At 36.6% G+C, this 14,753-nt stretch carries 15 protein-coding genes; 2 read left to right on the top strand and 13 right to left on the bottom strand.

Going from position 1 to position 14,753, the window contains the following annotated elements; genetic code table 11:
* The first annotated feature begins 24 nt into the window (after positions 1 to 24).
* Positions 25 to 1,572 (top strand): stage V sporulation protein B, encoded by a 1,548-nt coding sequence (gene spoVB / locus AN964_RS07930; protein WP_055739159.1) that lies wholly within the window; start codon positions 25 to 27, stop codon positions 1,570 to 1,572.
* Between the two features lie 25 nt (positions 1,573 to 1,597).
* Here spoVB and AN964_RS07925 read toward each other — a convergent pair whose 3' ends face one another.
* Positions 1,598 to 2,254: a DUF421 domain-containing protein gene (locus tag AN964_RS07925; protein WP_055739158.1), complete on the bottom strand. Its 657-nt coding sequence runs from the start codon at positions 2,252 to 2,254 to the stop codon at positions 1,598 to 1,600.
* Positions 2,255 to 2,435: 181 nt separating this feature from the next.
* Between AN964_RS07925 and AN964_RS07920 the strand changes: the two genes are divergently transcribed.
* The gene (locus AN964_RS07920; protein ID WP_055739157.1) at positions 2,436 to 2,861 is read left to right on the top strand and encodes a TIGR04086 family membrane protein; all 426 of its coding nucleotides are present in this window, start codon (positions 2,436 to 2,438) and stop codon (positions 2,859 to 2,861) included.
* Between the two features lie 31 nt (positions 2,862 to 2,892).
* Here AN964_RS07920 and yajC read toward each other — a convergent pair whose 3' ends face one another.
* The 12 genes from yajC to nadB form a co-directional block, all read right to left on the bottom strand.
* Positions 2,893 to 3,201 carry a preprotein translocase subunit YajC gene (yajC, locus tag AN964_RS07915; RefSeq protein ID WP_055739156.1) on the bottom strand — a complete coding sequence of 103 codons (309 nt, stop codon included), beginning with the start codon at positions 3,199 to 3,201 and terminating at the stop codon, positions 2,893 to 2,895.
* Between the two features lie 30 nt (positions 3,202 to 3,231).
* On the bottom strand, positions 3,232 to 4,371 hold the full coding sequence (gene tgt / locus AN964_RS07910; RefSeq protein ID WP_055739155.1) for a tRNA guanosine(34) transglycosylase Tgt: 1,140 nt from the start codon (positions 4,369 to 4,371) through the stop codon (positions 3,232 to 3,234).
* A 28-nt stretch (positions 4,372 to 4,399) separates the two neighbouring features.
* Positions 4,400 to 5,428: a tRNA preQ1(34) S-adenosylmethionine ribosyltransferase-isomerase QueA gene (gene queA, locus AN964_RS07905; RefSeq protein WP_055739154.1), complete on the bottom strand. Its 1,029-nt coding sequence runs from the start codon at positions 5,426 to 5,428 to the stop codon at positions 4,400 to 4,402.
* 43 nt (positions 5,429 to 5,471) lie between these two features.
* On the bottom strand, positions 5,472 to 6,473 hold the full coding sequence (ruvB, locus tag AN964_RS07900) for a Holliday junction branch migration DNA helicase RuvB (RefSeq protein ID WP_055739153.1): 1,002 nt from the start codon (positions 6,471 to 6,473) through the stop codon (positions 5,472 to 5,474).
* A 24-nt stretch (positions 6,474 to 6,497) separates the two neighbouring features.
* Complete coding sequence (ruvA, locus tag AN964_RS07895) at positions 6,498 to 7,103, bottom strand: Holliday junction branch migration protein RuvA (RefSeq protein WP_055739152.1); 606 nt, start codon at positions 7,101 to 7,103, stop codon at positions 6,498 to 6,500.
* Positions 7,104 to 7,233: 130 nt separating this feature from the next.
* Positions 7,234 to 7,830, bottom strand: coding sequence for a BofC C-terminal domain-containing protein (locus tag AN964_RS07890; RefSeq protein WP_055739151.1), 597 nt, complete (start codon positions 7,828 to 7,830; stop codon positions 7,234 to 7,236).
* 238 nt (positions 7,831 to 8,068) lie between these two features.
* Positions 8,069 to 8,791, bottom strand: a complete 723-nt coding sequence (locus AN964_RS07885) for a YhcN/YlaJ family sporulation lipoprotein (protein ID WP_055739150.1) — start codon at positions 8,789 to 8,791, stop codon at positions 8,069 to 8,071.
* A 105-nt stretch (positions 8,792 to 8,896) separates the two neighbouring features.
* Positions 8,897 to 9,880, bottom strand: a complete 984-nt coding sequence (locus tag AN964_RS07880) for a phosphotransferase (RefSeq protein WP_163258596.1) — start codon at positions 9,878 to 9,880, stop codon at positions 8,897 to 8,899.
* Positions 9,867 to 11,036, bottom strand: coding sequence for a SafA/ExsA family spore coat assembly protein (gene safA / locus AN964_RS07875; protein ID WP_055739148.1), 1,170 nt, complete (start codon positions 11,034 to 11,036; stop codon positions 9,867 to 9,869). Before safA ends, AN964_RS07880 begins: the two co-directional genes overlap by 14 nt.
* Before the next feature lie 143 nt (positions 11,037 to 11,179).
* Positions 11,180 to 12,277, bottom strand: coding sequence for a quinolinate synthase NadA (gene nadA / locus AN964_RS07870; RefSeq protein ID WP_437177113.1), 1,098 nt, complete (start codon positions 12,275 to 12,277; stop codon positions 11,180 to 11,182).
* Between the two features lie 5 nt (positions 12,278 to 12,282).
* The gene (nadC, locus tag AN964_RS07865; protein ID WP_055739146.1) at positions 12,283 to 13,146 is read right to left on the bottom strand and encodes a carboxylating nicotinate-nucleotide diphosphorylase; all 864 of its coding nucleotides are present in this window, start codon (positions 13,144 to 13,146) and stop codon (positions 12,283 to 12,285) included.
* Positions 13,115 to 14,695, bottom strand: a complete 1,581-nt coding sequence (nadB, locus tag AN964_RS07860) for an L-aspartate oxidase (RefSeq protein ID WP_055739145.1) — start codon at positions 14,693 to 14,695, stop codon at positions 13,115 to 13,117. The genes nadC and nadB overlap by 32 nt, the downstream gene beginning before the upstream one ends.
* Positions 14,696 to 14,753: the final 58 nt, after the last annotated feature.

Here is a 14,753-nt window from a genome sequence, read left to right as displayed (position 1 = left end):
ATTTTGAGAAGGTAGGTTAAAAAGATGTCAAAGTTTCTCAAGGGGACGATGATTTTATTAGCAGCTGGACTTTTTACAAGGGTCTTAGGTTTTATAAATCGGATTGTAATTGCACGCTTTATTGGTGAAGAAGGAGTAGGCTTATATATGATGGCTTTTCCTACTCTTATGCTCGTTATTACGATTACGCAGCTTGGTCTACCTGTTGCCATTTCAAAATGTGTCGCAGAAGCAGACGCAATAGGTGACCGTCAAAAAATCAAAAAAATATTAGTTGTTTCATTAACTATCACGCTTCTCTTATCCTTAATCTTTACACCAGGTTTAATATTATTAGCTCCATATCTCACGAAAGTATTATTTACGGATCAAAGGATTTATTATCCGCTAGTAGCGATAACACCAATTATTCCGATTGTCGCCGTATCGGCTGTGTTGAGAGGTTATTTCCAGGGTAAACAAAATATGAAGCCGTTTGCTATTTCACAAATGATTGAGCAAGTAGTAAGAATCTTTTTAATAGCTGTTTTAGCAAGTGCCTTTTTACCATTTGGCATTGAATATGCGGCAGCAGGAGTGATGTTTGCATCGATTTTGGGAGAATTAATTTCATTGCTTTACATGTTTACCATGTTTAAGCTGAAAAAGAAATTCAAGGTTCGCAGAAATTTCTTTCAAGTGGTGAAAACAGGAAGGGATGCCTTAAACGAGTTAATGAGAGTGGCGCTTCCTTCTCTAGGTAGCCGTTTGATTGGAAATATTTCTTGGTTTTTGGAGCCAATCATTGTCGCAAATAGTTTGGCTATTGCCGGTATAACCGCAAGTATAGCAACAAAACAATACGGACTCTTGACCGGTTTTGCGCTGCCATTAATGATGCTTCCATCATTTGTAACCTCTTCCTTATCAACAGCACTCGTTCCTGCCATCAGTGAAGCAAATACAAAAAGGAACAGTTTGCTGGTGGAGCATCGGCTGCAGCAGGCATTGAGATTTTCTTTATTAGCCGGAGGTTTATCCGTTATTATTTTATACGTTTTTGCAGATCCTCTCATGAAGATGATGTATGGTTCCACCAGCGGATCACAATTTATTAAATTAATGGCGCCATTTTTTCTTTTGCAGTATTATCAAGGTCCATTACAAGCAACCCTTCAAGCATTAGATTTGGCCAGAGCTGCCATGATCAATAGTTTAATTGGCGCTATTGTAAAGCTCGCTGTGATTTTTGTTCTTGCTTCTCGTCCAGAGTTTGGGATAAATGGTGCTGCACTAGGAATCGTTACTAGCATGGTCTTAGTTACGTTGCTCCATTTTGCTACCATACTCAAGAAAATTCCGTTCACTATTTATGTGTCTGAATATGTAAAATTTGCAGTTGTTACTACTTTAGCCGGCGCCTTTGGATTTTGGATATATGAACATTTTTTTATCAATCAAATGCCAGTGATACACTTGCTTATTAGTATTATATCTACTAGCCTTCTGTACGTATTTTTACTAATCGGTACAAAGCTTTTGAAACAATCTGATTTACGCTTAATACCAATTCTCAACAAATTAATAAAATAAGAGTGGCCGATTTCTTGGCCACTCATTATCTTTTCTCATCGATTAAATCGATATAGAATTGCCCGTCTTGAAAGCTGCATAATGAAATATCTTTAATATTGGGATATCCGCGTTTTCTTAACTCTCTTCTAAGCCACATTTCACTTTTTTCTGTTCTTTGTAAGTTTGCCTGGATAATTTGCCCATCCATTATAAGCGGCATTGTAAACGTATTTGTTTTTTTCTTCTTTTTATCTTTTTTTATTACCGATATTTCACCAGATGTTTCCAATATTGCGAACTCAACATCCGCAATATTATTAATATCCTTCGACCTTAACTGCATGAGAAGATCGTCAAAATTATAACGAATTTTACGCATTGCATGTTCATCAATTTTTCCTTTATTTATGACAATGGTTGGAGTACCATCTACTATTTTTCTAAACCTTGAACTTTTCAGCGATATAAAAGCGAGCGCGGTCTGTATAACCAACAAAATAAGCATTGGCAAAAGAACATACCAAATAGGAGATTTGTGGTTCTCGATTGCAATCGCAGCCATCTCACCCATCATGATGAAGACAACTAGGTCTAAAACGCTTAATTCGCCAATTTCCCTTTTCCCCATTAAACGAAAAATTATAAGGATACTGGCGTACAACAGTAAGGTACGTAAAACAATCATCATATAGACTGGCATCCTATTTCCCTCCTACGACACTTTAATAGTTAGTATGTACATTTATATTGGAAAACGAGTTGGAAATAGTTGTTATAAAAAAGAGCGAAGCTGCATGCACTAGACAGTTGGAACCATATCTTTTTCATACTTTCAAAAATTTTGATTCTAAAATCCCAACTGAAGAATATGCTTGTACTAGATGAAGAAAGGCACATTACGGAGGGGGAGAACAAAAATCGAAACGAAAAAAATCGGAACAAGCGTCTTATATGGTGTATTAGTTATATTTATCTTAATCACAATATCTAGTCTCATTTTTTCTTTTATTTTGCGATTCACCAATATACAAGAGCATTCCATTAGGCTAATCGTAACGATTATTTCCTTTATCGCTTTATTTACCGGCGGATTTGTTTGCGGAAGTAAAGGAAAGGAAAAAGGATGGTTGCTTGGAAGCTTAACTGGTATCCTCTACACATTTATTATTTTCTTATCTCAATACTTAGGATATGGAAATATATTCACTATGGAGCAAACCATCTATCACATATGTTATATTCTAACAGCGATGATGGGGGGAGTATTAGGAGTAAATATGTTATCTGGTAAATCAAAATATGTTTAACCAAATTTCCTTTATAAAAAAAAGAAGCAACTCAAGATTGCTTCTTTTCATTTTCCAAAGTGGAAATTGGTTCTGGCCTTTTCGCTTGTTCAACCACTTCTCGAATAGCGGAGCGGTCATATGTAAGACGGCTTCCATCTCCACATTTGATAACGATTTTAGTATCGTCCAGGGAGTCAATAATCCCATGCAGTCCTCCAATTGTAACGATTTTATCGCCTTTTGAAAGACTGTTTTGCATATCCTGAATCTTTCTTTGTCGCTTTTGATTAGGTCTGATCAATAAGAAATAGAACAAGACAATCATCGCAACAATAGGTAAAATTTGTGCAATTGCCATTCCTATTCCTCCTTTCTGCAGAATATCTATTTAGAAGTTTTTCGCATCTGGACGATTAAATCCGTACTGCTCAAAAAATTCTTCCCGGAAATCACCAAGCCTATCTTCCTTAATAGCTTGTCTTACCTCTTTCATTAATTGTAACAGAAAATAGAGATTATGGTAAGAAGTAAGTCTAATTCCAAAAGTTTCATCACATTTTATTAAATGGCGAATATAAGCGCGTGTGTAATTTCGACACGCATAACAATCACAATTTTTATCAAGCGGACTAAAATCTCTCGCATATTTTGCATTTTTAACTACTAATCTTCCCTCACTCGTCATAACAGTGCCATTTCTTGCAATCCTTGTTGGAAGTACACAATCAAACATATCAATTCCTCTTATGGCACCATCAATTAGAGAATCTGGAGAACCAACACCCATTAGATATCTCGGCTTATTTGCCGGAAGCAATGGTGTTGTAAATTCTAACACTCTATTCATAACATCCTTTGGTTCCCCGACAGATAATCCCCCTACCGCATAACCAGGGAAATCGAGGGAGGTAAGGTCAGCAGCACTTAAGCGACGTAAATCCTCATATTCTCCGCCTTGAACAATACCGAATAATCCTTGATCACTTGGACGATTATGTGATTTCAGGCATCTTTCAGCCCATCTGGAGGTTCTTTCCACAGACTTTTTCATATATTCATGTGTAGCAGGGAAAGGAGGGCATTCATCAAATGCCATCATAATATCGGACCCTAAAGCATTTTGGATTTCCATTGACTTTTCAGGAGATAAGAATAGTTTATCCCCATTTAAATGGTTTCGAAAATGAACTCCTTCTTCTTCAATCTTGCGAAAATCACTTAAACTGAAAACCTGGAAACCACCTGAATCCGTTAGAATTGCTTGATCCCAATTCATAAATTGATGCAGTCCACCCGCTTCGCGTACAATTTCATGACCGGGACGTAGCCATAAATGATATGTATTGCTTAAAATCACTCCGCTACCTATTTCCTTTAATTCTTCTGGTGACATCGTTTTAACAGTCGCTAATGTACCTACTGGCATAAACATTGGCGTATCATAAGAACCGTGCGGTGTATGAATTTTCCCAAGACGGGCACCTGTTTGTTTGCACGTCTTTATTAATTCGTATTTAATTGCAGTCAAAATAATGAGCTCCTTCCACATTACTCATCTAAATAATGAGCATTGCATCTCCAAAACTAAAAAATCTATATTTTTCTTGAACAGCCGTTTCATAAGCATGAAGAATATGTTCTCTGCCCGCTAATGCACTTACAAGCATAATTAACGTGGATTTAGGTAAATGGAAGTTCGTAATCATTCCATCTATTCCTTTAAATTCATACCCTGGATAAATGAATATATCCGTCCATCCGTTTTGTGCCACAATTTCACCATTATGCTCTGAAGCAATAGTTTCTAATGTTCTTGTAGAGGTTGTACCAACAGCAATAACTCTACCGCCTTGTTTTTTTACATTATTAATTAAGTCAGCTGTTTCTTTGGAAACTTGATAGTATTCCGAATGCATATCATGCTTCTCTATATTTTCAACACTTACAGGGCGGAAAGTTCCAAGTCCGACATGTAATGTTAGGAACGTAATATGTACCCCCATATTTTTAATTTCTTCTAAAAGCTCATGTGTAAAATGTAAACCAGCTGTCGGTGCTGCTGCAGAACCTTCTTCTTTTGCATATACCGTTTGATAGCGATCACGGTCATCTAATTTTTCTTTAATATATGGTGGTAAAGGCATTTCACCTAAGGCTTCTAATACTTCGTAAAAAATACCATTATATTCAAACTTGAGCACCCTTCCGCCATGTTCTTCTTCCTTGACGCAGTGTGCAACAAGCTGACCGTCTCCAAAAGTTAATTTTGTACCCACTTTTACCCTTTTTGCAGGTTTAACAAGAGTTTCCCAATTGTCTTCCTCAAGCTGTTTTAATAATAAAACCTCGATATGTGCACCAGTATCTTCTTTTACACCGAACAATCTTGCAGGCAGTACCTTTGTATTGTTTAATACAAGGCAATCGCCTTTCCGTAAATATTTGGTAATATTTTTAAAAACAGTATGTTCTATCTCACCATTTTCCTTGTTAAGCACCATTAGCCGGCTGTCTGAACGGTTTTTCAAAGGTGTTTGTGCAATTAATTCTTCTGGTAAATGAAAATCAAAAATATCTACTTTCACTGTTGTCACCTTCATGTTTGTTTTTTGTAATAATACTTTTATATCACATCGTTGGTATTTCTATATCGAAATGATCATAAACTAGCCGTGTTACCATTCTTCCCCTCGGTGTTCTTTGCAGAAATCCTATTTGGAGCAAATACGGTTCATATACATCCTCAATGGTATCGGGTTCTTCCCCTATACTTGCCGCAATGGTTTCCAAACCGACAGGGCCACCTTTAAACTTCTCGATTATCCCTTTTAATAGCTTATGATCAATATGATCTAATCCTAAACGGTCTACCTGTAACTTTTCAAGAGCAGTTTCTGCAAGCTCAATAGTGATTTTACCATTCCCCTGCACTTGTGCATAATCACGAACCCTTCTTAAAAGTCGATTCGTAATTCTTGGAGTTCCTCTCGATCTGCGAGCAATTTCGACTGCACCTTCCCTATCAATATCAGTATGGAGAATTTCTGCCGTTCTTAAAACAATATTGGTTAGTTGTTTTTCAGAATAATATTCAAGACGGCACAGAACTCCAAAACGGTCTCGAAGCGGTGCGGAAATAGCACCTTGTCTGGTAGTAGCGCCAACGAGAGTAAATGGAGGTAGATCTAATCGAACGGATCTGGCACTCGGCCCTTTTCCAATTACAATGTCCAAACAAAAATCTTCCATGGCCGGATATAGAATTTCCTCAATCGCCCTTGGTAAACGATGAATTTCATCAATGAACAAAACTTCTCCAGGCTCTAATGCTGTTAAAATTGCCGCCAAATCACCAGGACGTTCAATGGCAGGGCCGGAAGTGGTCCTTATATTTACACTCATTTCATTAGCAATTACTGCAGCTAGAGTTGTTTTACCAAGTCCAGGAGGACCATAAAGTAAGACATGATCCAACGTTTCTTTCCTTTGCTTTGCCGCTTCAATGAAAATTGCTAAATTGCCTTTTACTTTATCCTGGCCAATATATTGTGATAATACTTGAGGTCGCAAGCTTTGTTCAAATGAAAGATCATGACTATTTGCATCACCTGAAACTACCCTTTCTTCCAACTCACTCCCTCCTTCCGATCTATTCTATTTCATTAATTTTTTCAAGGCTAATTTTATATACTGGTCTGTCGATAATTTTTCTTTTTGCAATTCTTTCGAGACCTTCTTAATTTCTTTATCTGAATATCCTAGTGCTTTAAGTGCAAGAATAGCTTCATCAAACGATTGAAAGTCTTCCTGCTCTTCCATACTATGTTCATTAAAAAGATTAGGAAAATAGTCTGGAACTATATCCTGGAGCTTACCCTTTAAATCCAGGATCATTTGCCGAGCTGTTTTCTTTCCTACACCAGGGAATTTCGTTAAAAATGCTTCATTTTCATTTTCAATTGCTTGAATCACCTGAGTTGGTTCTCCATAAGCAAGAATTGCCAAAGCCCCTTTTGGACCAATTCCGGAAACACCTAGTAATTTTTTAAATAATGTCCGTTCTTCTCGTTGCTGGAAGCCGTATAATGCTATTAAATCTTCCCTAACATGATGATATGTATAGATTTTCGCTGTTTGCCCATGAAGTTTTGAAAAGGTAAATGGATTTGGGGTCGAAATTTGATAACCAATCCCGCCATTTTCAACGACAACATACTCCGGACAGACATACTCAATCGTTCCTTTTATAAATTCATACAATCTCTTTCTCTCCTCTAATCCATTAACCCGAAGTAATGTATTTATTTATCACTAATCTTCATTGTAACATATCCTTTCGATTAATTGGTAGTATACGAATATATTAGAAAAACCGGCTTTTCGCCGGTTTTCACTGTTCCTTTTTTGGAATCGAGTATCGCTTTAACGTTTCTAATACATTCGTATAATCCTCTTTTGATTTTATCGGAATTCCTTTTAATAATTCCTCTTGCTTTTTCCCTTCCAACTTTTTCATATCTAATTGAAAAAACGACTGAATGATATCCGCTTTATTTGGCTTCCCATTAAAAATACTTAATGTTCCATCACTTGATATTCCAAAATAACCATTTGATTTAAGTAATGGGGATATGTCATCCACTTGCGTTTGAAAAACAAGTTGGTCTTCATCCATTTCAACCAATTGCCAGTTTTTGAATTTTTTTATATATTCTTTAGTCGATAAATACGGCACGTGAAGAATTTCTTCACTTACTTCTCCATCAACAAAAACTCTTTCTAAAATAATTGTTTTTTTCCCTTTTGATAGTACCTCTACGGAAGGCTGGCCCTTTGTTTTATTTCCTTTTAAATGTTCTTTTTCTGATGGTGTCACAGCATAAAAATTTATCCCAAAAAGAAATGCAATTAAAATAAACGTCCGAACAACAAAAGCCATCGTTGTCACCTCTACAATCCAAATATACTTTTCTATATTCGTATTCATAGTGTGACCTTTTTTTAGATTAATATCCTTTTTTATAAAAAATTTGGAACAAATGTGCAAATGATGCAGCTCTAGTGTACAGATATGTGAAATTAGCTCTGAAAAATTTCACCTTCTTAGTGGCATGCGGGACAAACGTAAACACAGTGAGGTAGTTTAGGGAGGATGCGTAGACTACAATTTGGTAAACGATAAAAAAGGAATAGAAAGAATTGCATTTTCTATTCCTAAAGAAGTCTTATTTTGCAGATTTTTCATTAAATCCTTCAAACATTTTATCTGTGTCAAGATCAATCATATCTTTCGGTCCGCCGTTACGTAAATCATTATCTAGTTGTCTTACTCGATAATAGGTACCAATATCTGTGGTAACAACATATTTTCGCCCTTTTAAATATGGCAGAACAGCTTTTTCAACCGATTTTTTTGTTGCTTTGGCTTTTTTTTCATCTTTTACAGCAACCGCAACCAATACTCTTTTTCCGTCAATAATGGTTCGAGCATCTGAAACATTCGAAACGGAAGCAGCAGTATTTGAAATATCTTCCGATAACTTTCCTTCATAACCGTTATAATAGGATGGACGTGCTTTACTGTTCCGGCTATTAAATTGACCATGATAGTTAATATCCCGCAAATGTCTTTCTCGATTAACCGTAGTATTATTTGTGTCATATTGAGTCATTGGCGATTTCAGATGTGGTCCATAATCATCCGGGTATCCCGATGGAAGAAAGCGATTATTATTTTTTACATGATCGACATTTCCTGTGGAATAATCCATTAACTCGGTTAATGGTCCATCATGATCCACCATACTGTTACGGTCGTTTGTTGAATATCCTACTGGCTGGAATCTGTTCACGTTTCGATCATTTACTGCATTTTTATCCTGAGCACAGGCGGCTAATCCACTTATTAGTAATGCTGATATTGGCGCAACTAATAATTTTTTTCGCAAACCAGAACTCCCCCTAAATTTTAGGTAGAGCATATTTATGCTCAAAATTAGTTTGTGAGTGGGGAGCTATAATCATTACACAGAAATTCTGGAATTCTTACCATGTTAGAGGCGTTTTATTTCATTGATGACATCTTTTACAAACTTTTCTCTTTTGTCAAATTCTCTAAAGGTTATTTCCGTCATGAATGACGATAATCTTCCTCTTCCTTCCTCATATTTAAGGAAATAGTTCCATTCTCTTAAAAGATCTGTTGGATAAATTAATGCGCTTAAAAATGACTTCTCCTTCAAATGCTTTTCTAACGGTTTGTACATGGACAATTTTTTCAAAGACCAATCTAAATGGGGTAATATTCTATTGCAAAATTGTAAGTCATCAATAATATCCGGCGCCATTTTCGCTAAATCAAAATCGATTAAATACAAGCCATCATTCCCTAATATAAAATTATGATGAGCAACATCTCCGTGAATAATACAATATGGTTTCTTTAGAAAATACTCTTTATTTTTTATCATGTAATCAAGTGACCATTCTGACCAAAATAAATAGGAAAGATAATATTTTTTGGGAAGCCATCTCTCAAGATATTTTTCATTTGCTTTAAATTCTTGAAGCCTTTTTTGCCATTTTTTAATTTGATCGAATACATTTAAGTCCTTTTCAAAATCCTTCGCGAACGTTTCGGAAACGTGGTGGAATTTTTTTAACAGCTGCAATGCTTGTTTTCGATTTTCATGAGTACTATACGAAAATCTTTTTCCATCAAGGTTACTTTCAATATATTCGATCAACCCATATATCCTATGATTAAAAGAAATTTCCTTTCTGGAATGAATAGAATGAAAATGATACGTTTGAGGAAAATGATTAGAAAGCAGTAATTCAGTAAGTTTTATTTGCATTTTTAGCTGAGATGAACTGGAAAATTCCTTTAATATCCATTTCGAAGTATCCGTCTTACATAACCAGACTCCATCTTTTATCGACCTAATGCTTATAAAGTTCTCCTCAGTGACATCTGATAAATAAAGAAGGAGACGTTCTCTTTCGTCTCCTTCTTTACCATTTTTAACAGTCTTCACAATCATCATCATCTTGTCTTGGTGAAGGATAACCGCCTTGCATACCAGGGAATCCCATGCCATAAGGGAATTGTCCGCCATGCATTCCATAAGGAGATCCATATGGTGAATATGGCTGATGATATCCATATTGGTGACCATACGGCATTCCTCCTCCCATCTGGCTGCTTGGATACTGGCTATGCGGGTAGTGGCCATATGGATAGTGACCACCCATATATTGGCTACCAGGATGTTGCATCCCTGGATATTGTCCCGTATGATAATGCGGCACCGCATATTGTCCGCCCATATATTGACCGGTTTGAGAATATCCGCTAGGGTTTTGTCCTTGTACAGATAATTGTCCTGGAATATTTTGTCTACCAGGAATTTCAAAACTTTGCTGAATCACATTGGTTGTATGTTGCGGTTGATATCCTTGATAAGGTACATACCCTTCTCCGTGGAATCCAGGTTGCGCATACATTGGCACGGAAGAAGAGGATTCATCATCATAATGCCCCCAATGCTCGCCATGCGGCATTACAGGCATCATCATTTCTGGACCTGCAACGGGCATATTGTAGGCAGGCATTTGTTGCATATACGGATTTTGATATGCATATGGATTTGGACCGCATCCGCAATCAGGATATGGCATCATATAATTTGGATACATTTCATAACACTCCTCTTGTACAGGCATAATTGGTGGGCATTCTGGTTCTTGTTCCATCATAACAGGCTGAGCTGGCGGGACAGACTGCTGAGTTTGTATTTGCGCCATATTCGTCATATAGTAATTATTTATATCGATTTCGGGAACAACTGGTTGAGGCATTTTTGGAGTGTATATTTCTTTATGCACGATGGTTTCTTTTTTTGGCACTTCCTTGATAATTTCCTTTTGAACCGGCAGTGTCGGAGGTTGCTGTTGCGCAAATGGATGAACTGCTTGTGGAACTTCTTTTTTCACATTTCCTGGATTCCCCGGATTTCCTACATGTTTTACTACCGATCCTCCTGCAGTTGGTACTTTTACTTTCATTCCCGGCATGATCATATCCGGATTCGAAAGCTGAGAATTCATTTTCTTTAACTCTTCAAAATCTACGCCGTATTTTTTGGCAATTTTCCAAAGAGTATCTCCTTTTTGTACTATATGGATCTTCACTCATTTCCCCTCCTCAGGCATAAGTCCATATATCGTATGTGAAAATAGGCAAAATGCTAATAATCTTCACAAAAATTTATGATGAGTTTCAAGAAAATATGCCTTCCCATAAAAGAAGGCATTAGTTTAAAGTATATGAGACATTATCTATTTAACATACGATTCAAAGCTAGATTTGCTAAGGAAGACGTTTCTTCATCCACAACGATTTGATTGATTGGTTTACCGCTCACGATACTTTCCAAGTTCCAAAGCAAATGAGGCAAATCGATTCTATTCATTGTTAAACATGGGCACATATTAGGATTTAGTGAAATAATATGTTTATCTTTGTTCGTATTGATTAATCGATTCACCAAATTCATTTCAGTGCCTATCGCCCATTCTGATTTCGAATCAGCCTGACTAATCATGTCGATAATATATTTTGTCGAGCCATTATAATCTGATAGTTGGACTACTTCACGACTGCATTCAGGATGTACAATAATATTCATATTTGGATAATGTTCACGGACATATTGGATATTTTGCACCGTAAATTTTTCATGAACGGAGCAATGCCCTTTCCATAAGATCACCTTTATATCATCGATATTCCCTTTGAATACTAATTCATCCTTCTGCGGATCCCAAACTCCCATATGCTGAAGGGGAATGCCAATATCATAAGCAGTATTTCTGCCTAAATGCTGATCTGGTAAGAATAGAATTCTTTCCTTTTGTTCAAAAGCCCATTTAATCATAGAATGAGCATTTGAACTTGTTACGGTTGCTCCGCCATTTTTTCCAACAAATGCTTTTATAGCAGCTGTAGAATTCACATATGTTAAAGGTACAATGGTGTCTCCAAAGAGTGATTGAAGTTTTTTCCATGCTCTCTCAGTTTGAAAGATATCCGCCATATCCGCCATGGAACAGCCAGCTCTCATATCAGGCAAAAATACCTTTTGATTGTCATCCGTTAAAATATCTGCCGTCTCTGCCATAAAATGTACCCCGCAAAAGACGATGTATTTTGCATCTTTATTTTTGGCGGAGACTTGAGCGAGCTGCAAGGAATCACCCATTATATCAGCAAACTGGACAACCTCGTCCTTTTGATAGTGATGAACGGGTAAAAAAAGCTCTTTTCCTAATTGCTGCTTAATTTCCCATACTCTCGTTTCCATTTCTTGCTGATCCATTTTAAGATATTGCTCAGAGATCATTATATTTTTATTTTGTTCTAGAAAATTCACGATGCTCATCGAGATATTCCCCCCTCTATTCCGTTCTCCACTATTACTTTTGCACTTATATCAAAGGCTTCTACTGAATGAGTTAAACTTCCTAATGAAATGAACTGGACTCCGGTATTTGCATATTCCTTCACATTTTGCAATGTTATATTGCCAGAAGCCTCGGTTACGATCCAATCTGGAACAACATTTAACCATTCGGTAATTTCAGAGGGATTCCTATTATCAAACATAATGATATCCGCTCCCGCTTCAATTGCTTCAAGAAGCTGATCCTTTGTTTCAATTTCTACCTCCACTTTCACCGTATGCCCTAATCCAGATCTAACTTTAGAAACGGCACTAGTAATGGACCCCGCAAAGGAAATATGATTGTCTTTTATTAATACCGCATCATATAACCCATTACGATGATTAACTCCACCGCCGACTCTAACAGCATATTTATCAAGCATTCTCAGTCCTGGAATCGTTTTTCTTGTATCACATATTTTCGAGTTAGTTCCTTCCAATATCTGCACGATATTAGCGGTTTTTGTAGCAATGCCACTCATTCTTTGAATTAAATTCAGAATGACTCGTTCTCCTTTTAATAATGCTTGAACAGATCCTTTCGCCCGTGCAATAACATTTCCCTTTTCGATACGCTCTCCATCATGAACTTGTATTTGAACGACAATATTCTGATCGAGTACTTTAAATCCTTCATTAATAACGATTTCACCGCAAAATACACCAGATTGTTTTGCAAAGAAAGTCAATTCTCCATCTTTATCAGGTGTAAAGATCATTTCACTTGTTAAATCTCGATCTCCAATATCCTCGATATAAAAATCATTAAGCATGGACCGTAATTTGAGTAAATTCATTTGGATATCCCCTTACAAAAGTTTTATTTTTCGTTTGGATAATATGTTGTCTCTTCCATGTTTCGTCTTCATTTGGAAAGTCTTTACGTATATGACCTCCTCGGCTTTCTGTTCTTAATAATGCTGATTTAACAATTTGCTTTGCAGTAAGAAGCATAAAAATAATTTCTATTTGTGTAATTGAACCGGTATCAAGGCTAATGCTATTAATTTTAAATTGCTCAAGCCAACGTAAAAATGCTGTAAGTTTTTCCTTTGTTCGGATAATACCTGCATATTCCATCATTCTTGTTTGTATTTCTTTTTTTGATGGCAATTCGAGTACTTGCTGTTCCATGTTTACCTTTACTTGATCAAAGCTAATTTCCTGGAAAGGATGGAAAGTTTCATTTAAATAGTAAGCTAGTTTTCTACCAAAAAATAAACCTTCCAATAAAGAATTGCTTGCCAATCGATTTGCCCCATGTACACCGCTACAGGCAGCTTCCCCAATTGCATAGAGACCATTTATGGTTGTCTTCCCAACGGAATCAATGACAATTCCTCCCATTAGAAAATGGCAGCCCGGAGCTACCGGAATCATCCCTTTCGCAATGGAAACACCATTTTTTTCACATAACGCTGATATCGTGGGGAATTTTTCCATAAAATGCTCAATCATCGAAATATCCAGATAAACATTTTTTCCTTTTTGTAATTGGGCATATATTCGCTCTGCTACTACATGTCTTGGAGCAAGTTCCAAGTATGGATGTTTTCCCAGCATAATTCTTTCCTTATCTTCATTGACTAATATTGCTCCTTCTCCTCTAACTGCCTCGGAAATAAGTCCATGTGTGGTACCATTTACATACAAAAGTGTTGGATGGAATTGAATGAATTCCATGTCTGTCAATTCTGCTCCTGCACGGTAGGCTAGAGCAACACCATCGCCGGTAATCGAAGATGCATTGGATGAATAAGGATATAATCCTCCAATTCCTCCAACTGCTACCACAACATGTGGAGCAAAATATTGTTGAATTTGATTTTCGGCATTTTTTGTTTTGACTCCAATACACCTATTTGATTGGTGATCGATGATGATCTCATATACAAATTCATGCTCTTTGATTTCAACATTCCCTGGCATATTGTTCAGAAAGTATTCCATTATATACTTTCCCGTAGCATCACCCCTAATATGGACAATCCTATTTCTGCAATGTGCACCTTCTTTTCCTAAAAGAATTTCGCCTTTGTTATTCAAATCGAAAGTGACACCAGATTTTTTAAGTTCTTGAATAAGATCAGGAGCGGATTTTACCAGTTCCAACACTTCTTTATTATTGTGAAAATGACAGCCTGCTTCTAATGTATCCTCATAATGCAGCCTATAATCATCATTGTTAGATAGTGCTGCTGCAACGCCTCCTTGTGCTAAGTAAGAATTGCTATTATATTTGGATGACTTTGTGAGAACCATCACATGAAATTGCTGAGATAAATGTTGGACTAATTGCATAGCGGCAATGCCGCTTCCTATGATAATAATATCTATTTTTTCCATAAATACTACCTCCTGTTTTAACAGGTGTCTTGACACATATATTTACATATTATTAAAC

Source organism: Heyndrickxia shackletonii, assembly GCF_001420715.1.
Lineage (GTDB): Bacteria > Bacillota > Bacilli > Bacillales > Bacillaceae_C > Margalitia > Margalitia shackletonii.
The sequence above is the reverse complement of the archived record's forward strand: the minus strand, read 5'-3'. Positions and strand labels throughout refer to the sequence as shown.

Bases quoted from the DNA above. Each gene is read 5' to 3' on its own strand.
- AN964_RS07925 (WP_055739158.1), bottom strand. From the start codon at position 2,254: ATGCCAGTCTATATGATGATTGTTTTACGTACCTTACTGTTGTACGCC.
- nadB (WP_055739145.1), bottom strand. From the start codon at position 14,695: ATGGAAAAAATAGATATTATTATCATAGGAAGCGGCATTGCCGCTATG.
- yajC (WP_055739156.1), bottom strand. From the start codon at position 3,201: ATGGCAATTGCACAAATTTTACCTATTGTTGCGATGATTGTCTTGTTC.
- spoVB (WP_055739159.1), top strand. From the start codon at position 25: ATGTCAAAGTTTCTCAAGGGGACGATGATTTTATTAGCAGCTGGACTT.
- AN964_RS07920 (WP_055739157.1), top strand. From the start codon at position 2,436: ATGAAGAAAGGCACATTACGGAGGGGGAGAACAAAAATCGAAACGAAA.
- nadC (WP_055739146.1), bottom strand. From the start codon at position 13,146: ATGAATTTACTCAAATTACGGTCCATGCTTAATGATTTTTATATCGAG.
- AN964_RS07890 (WP_055739151.1), bottom strand. From the start codon at position 7,830: ATGAATACGAATATAGAAAAGTATATTTGGATTGTAGAGGTGACAACG.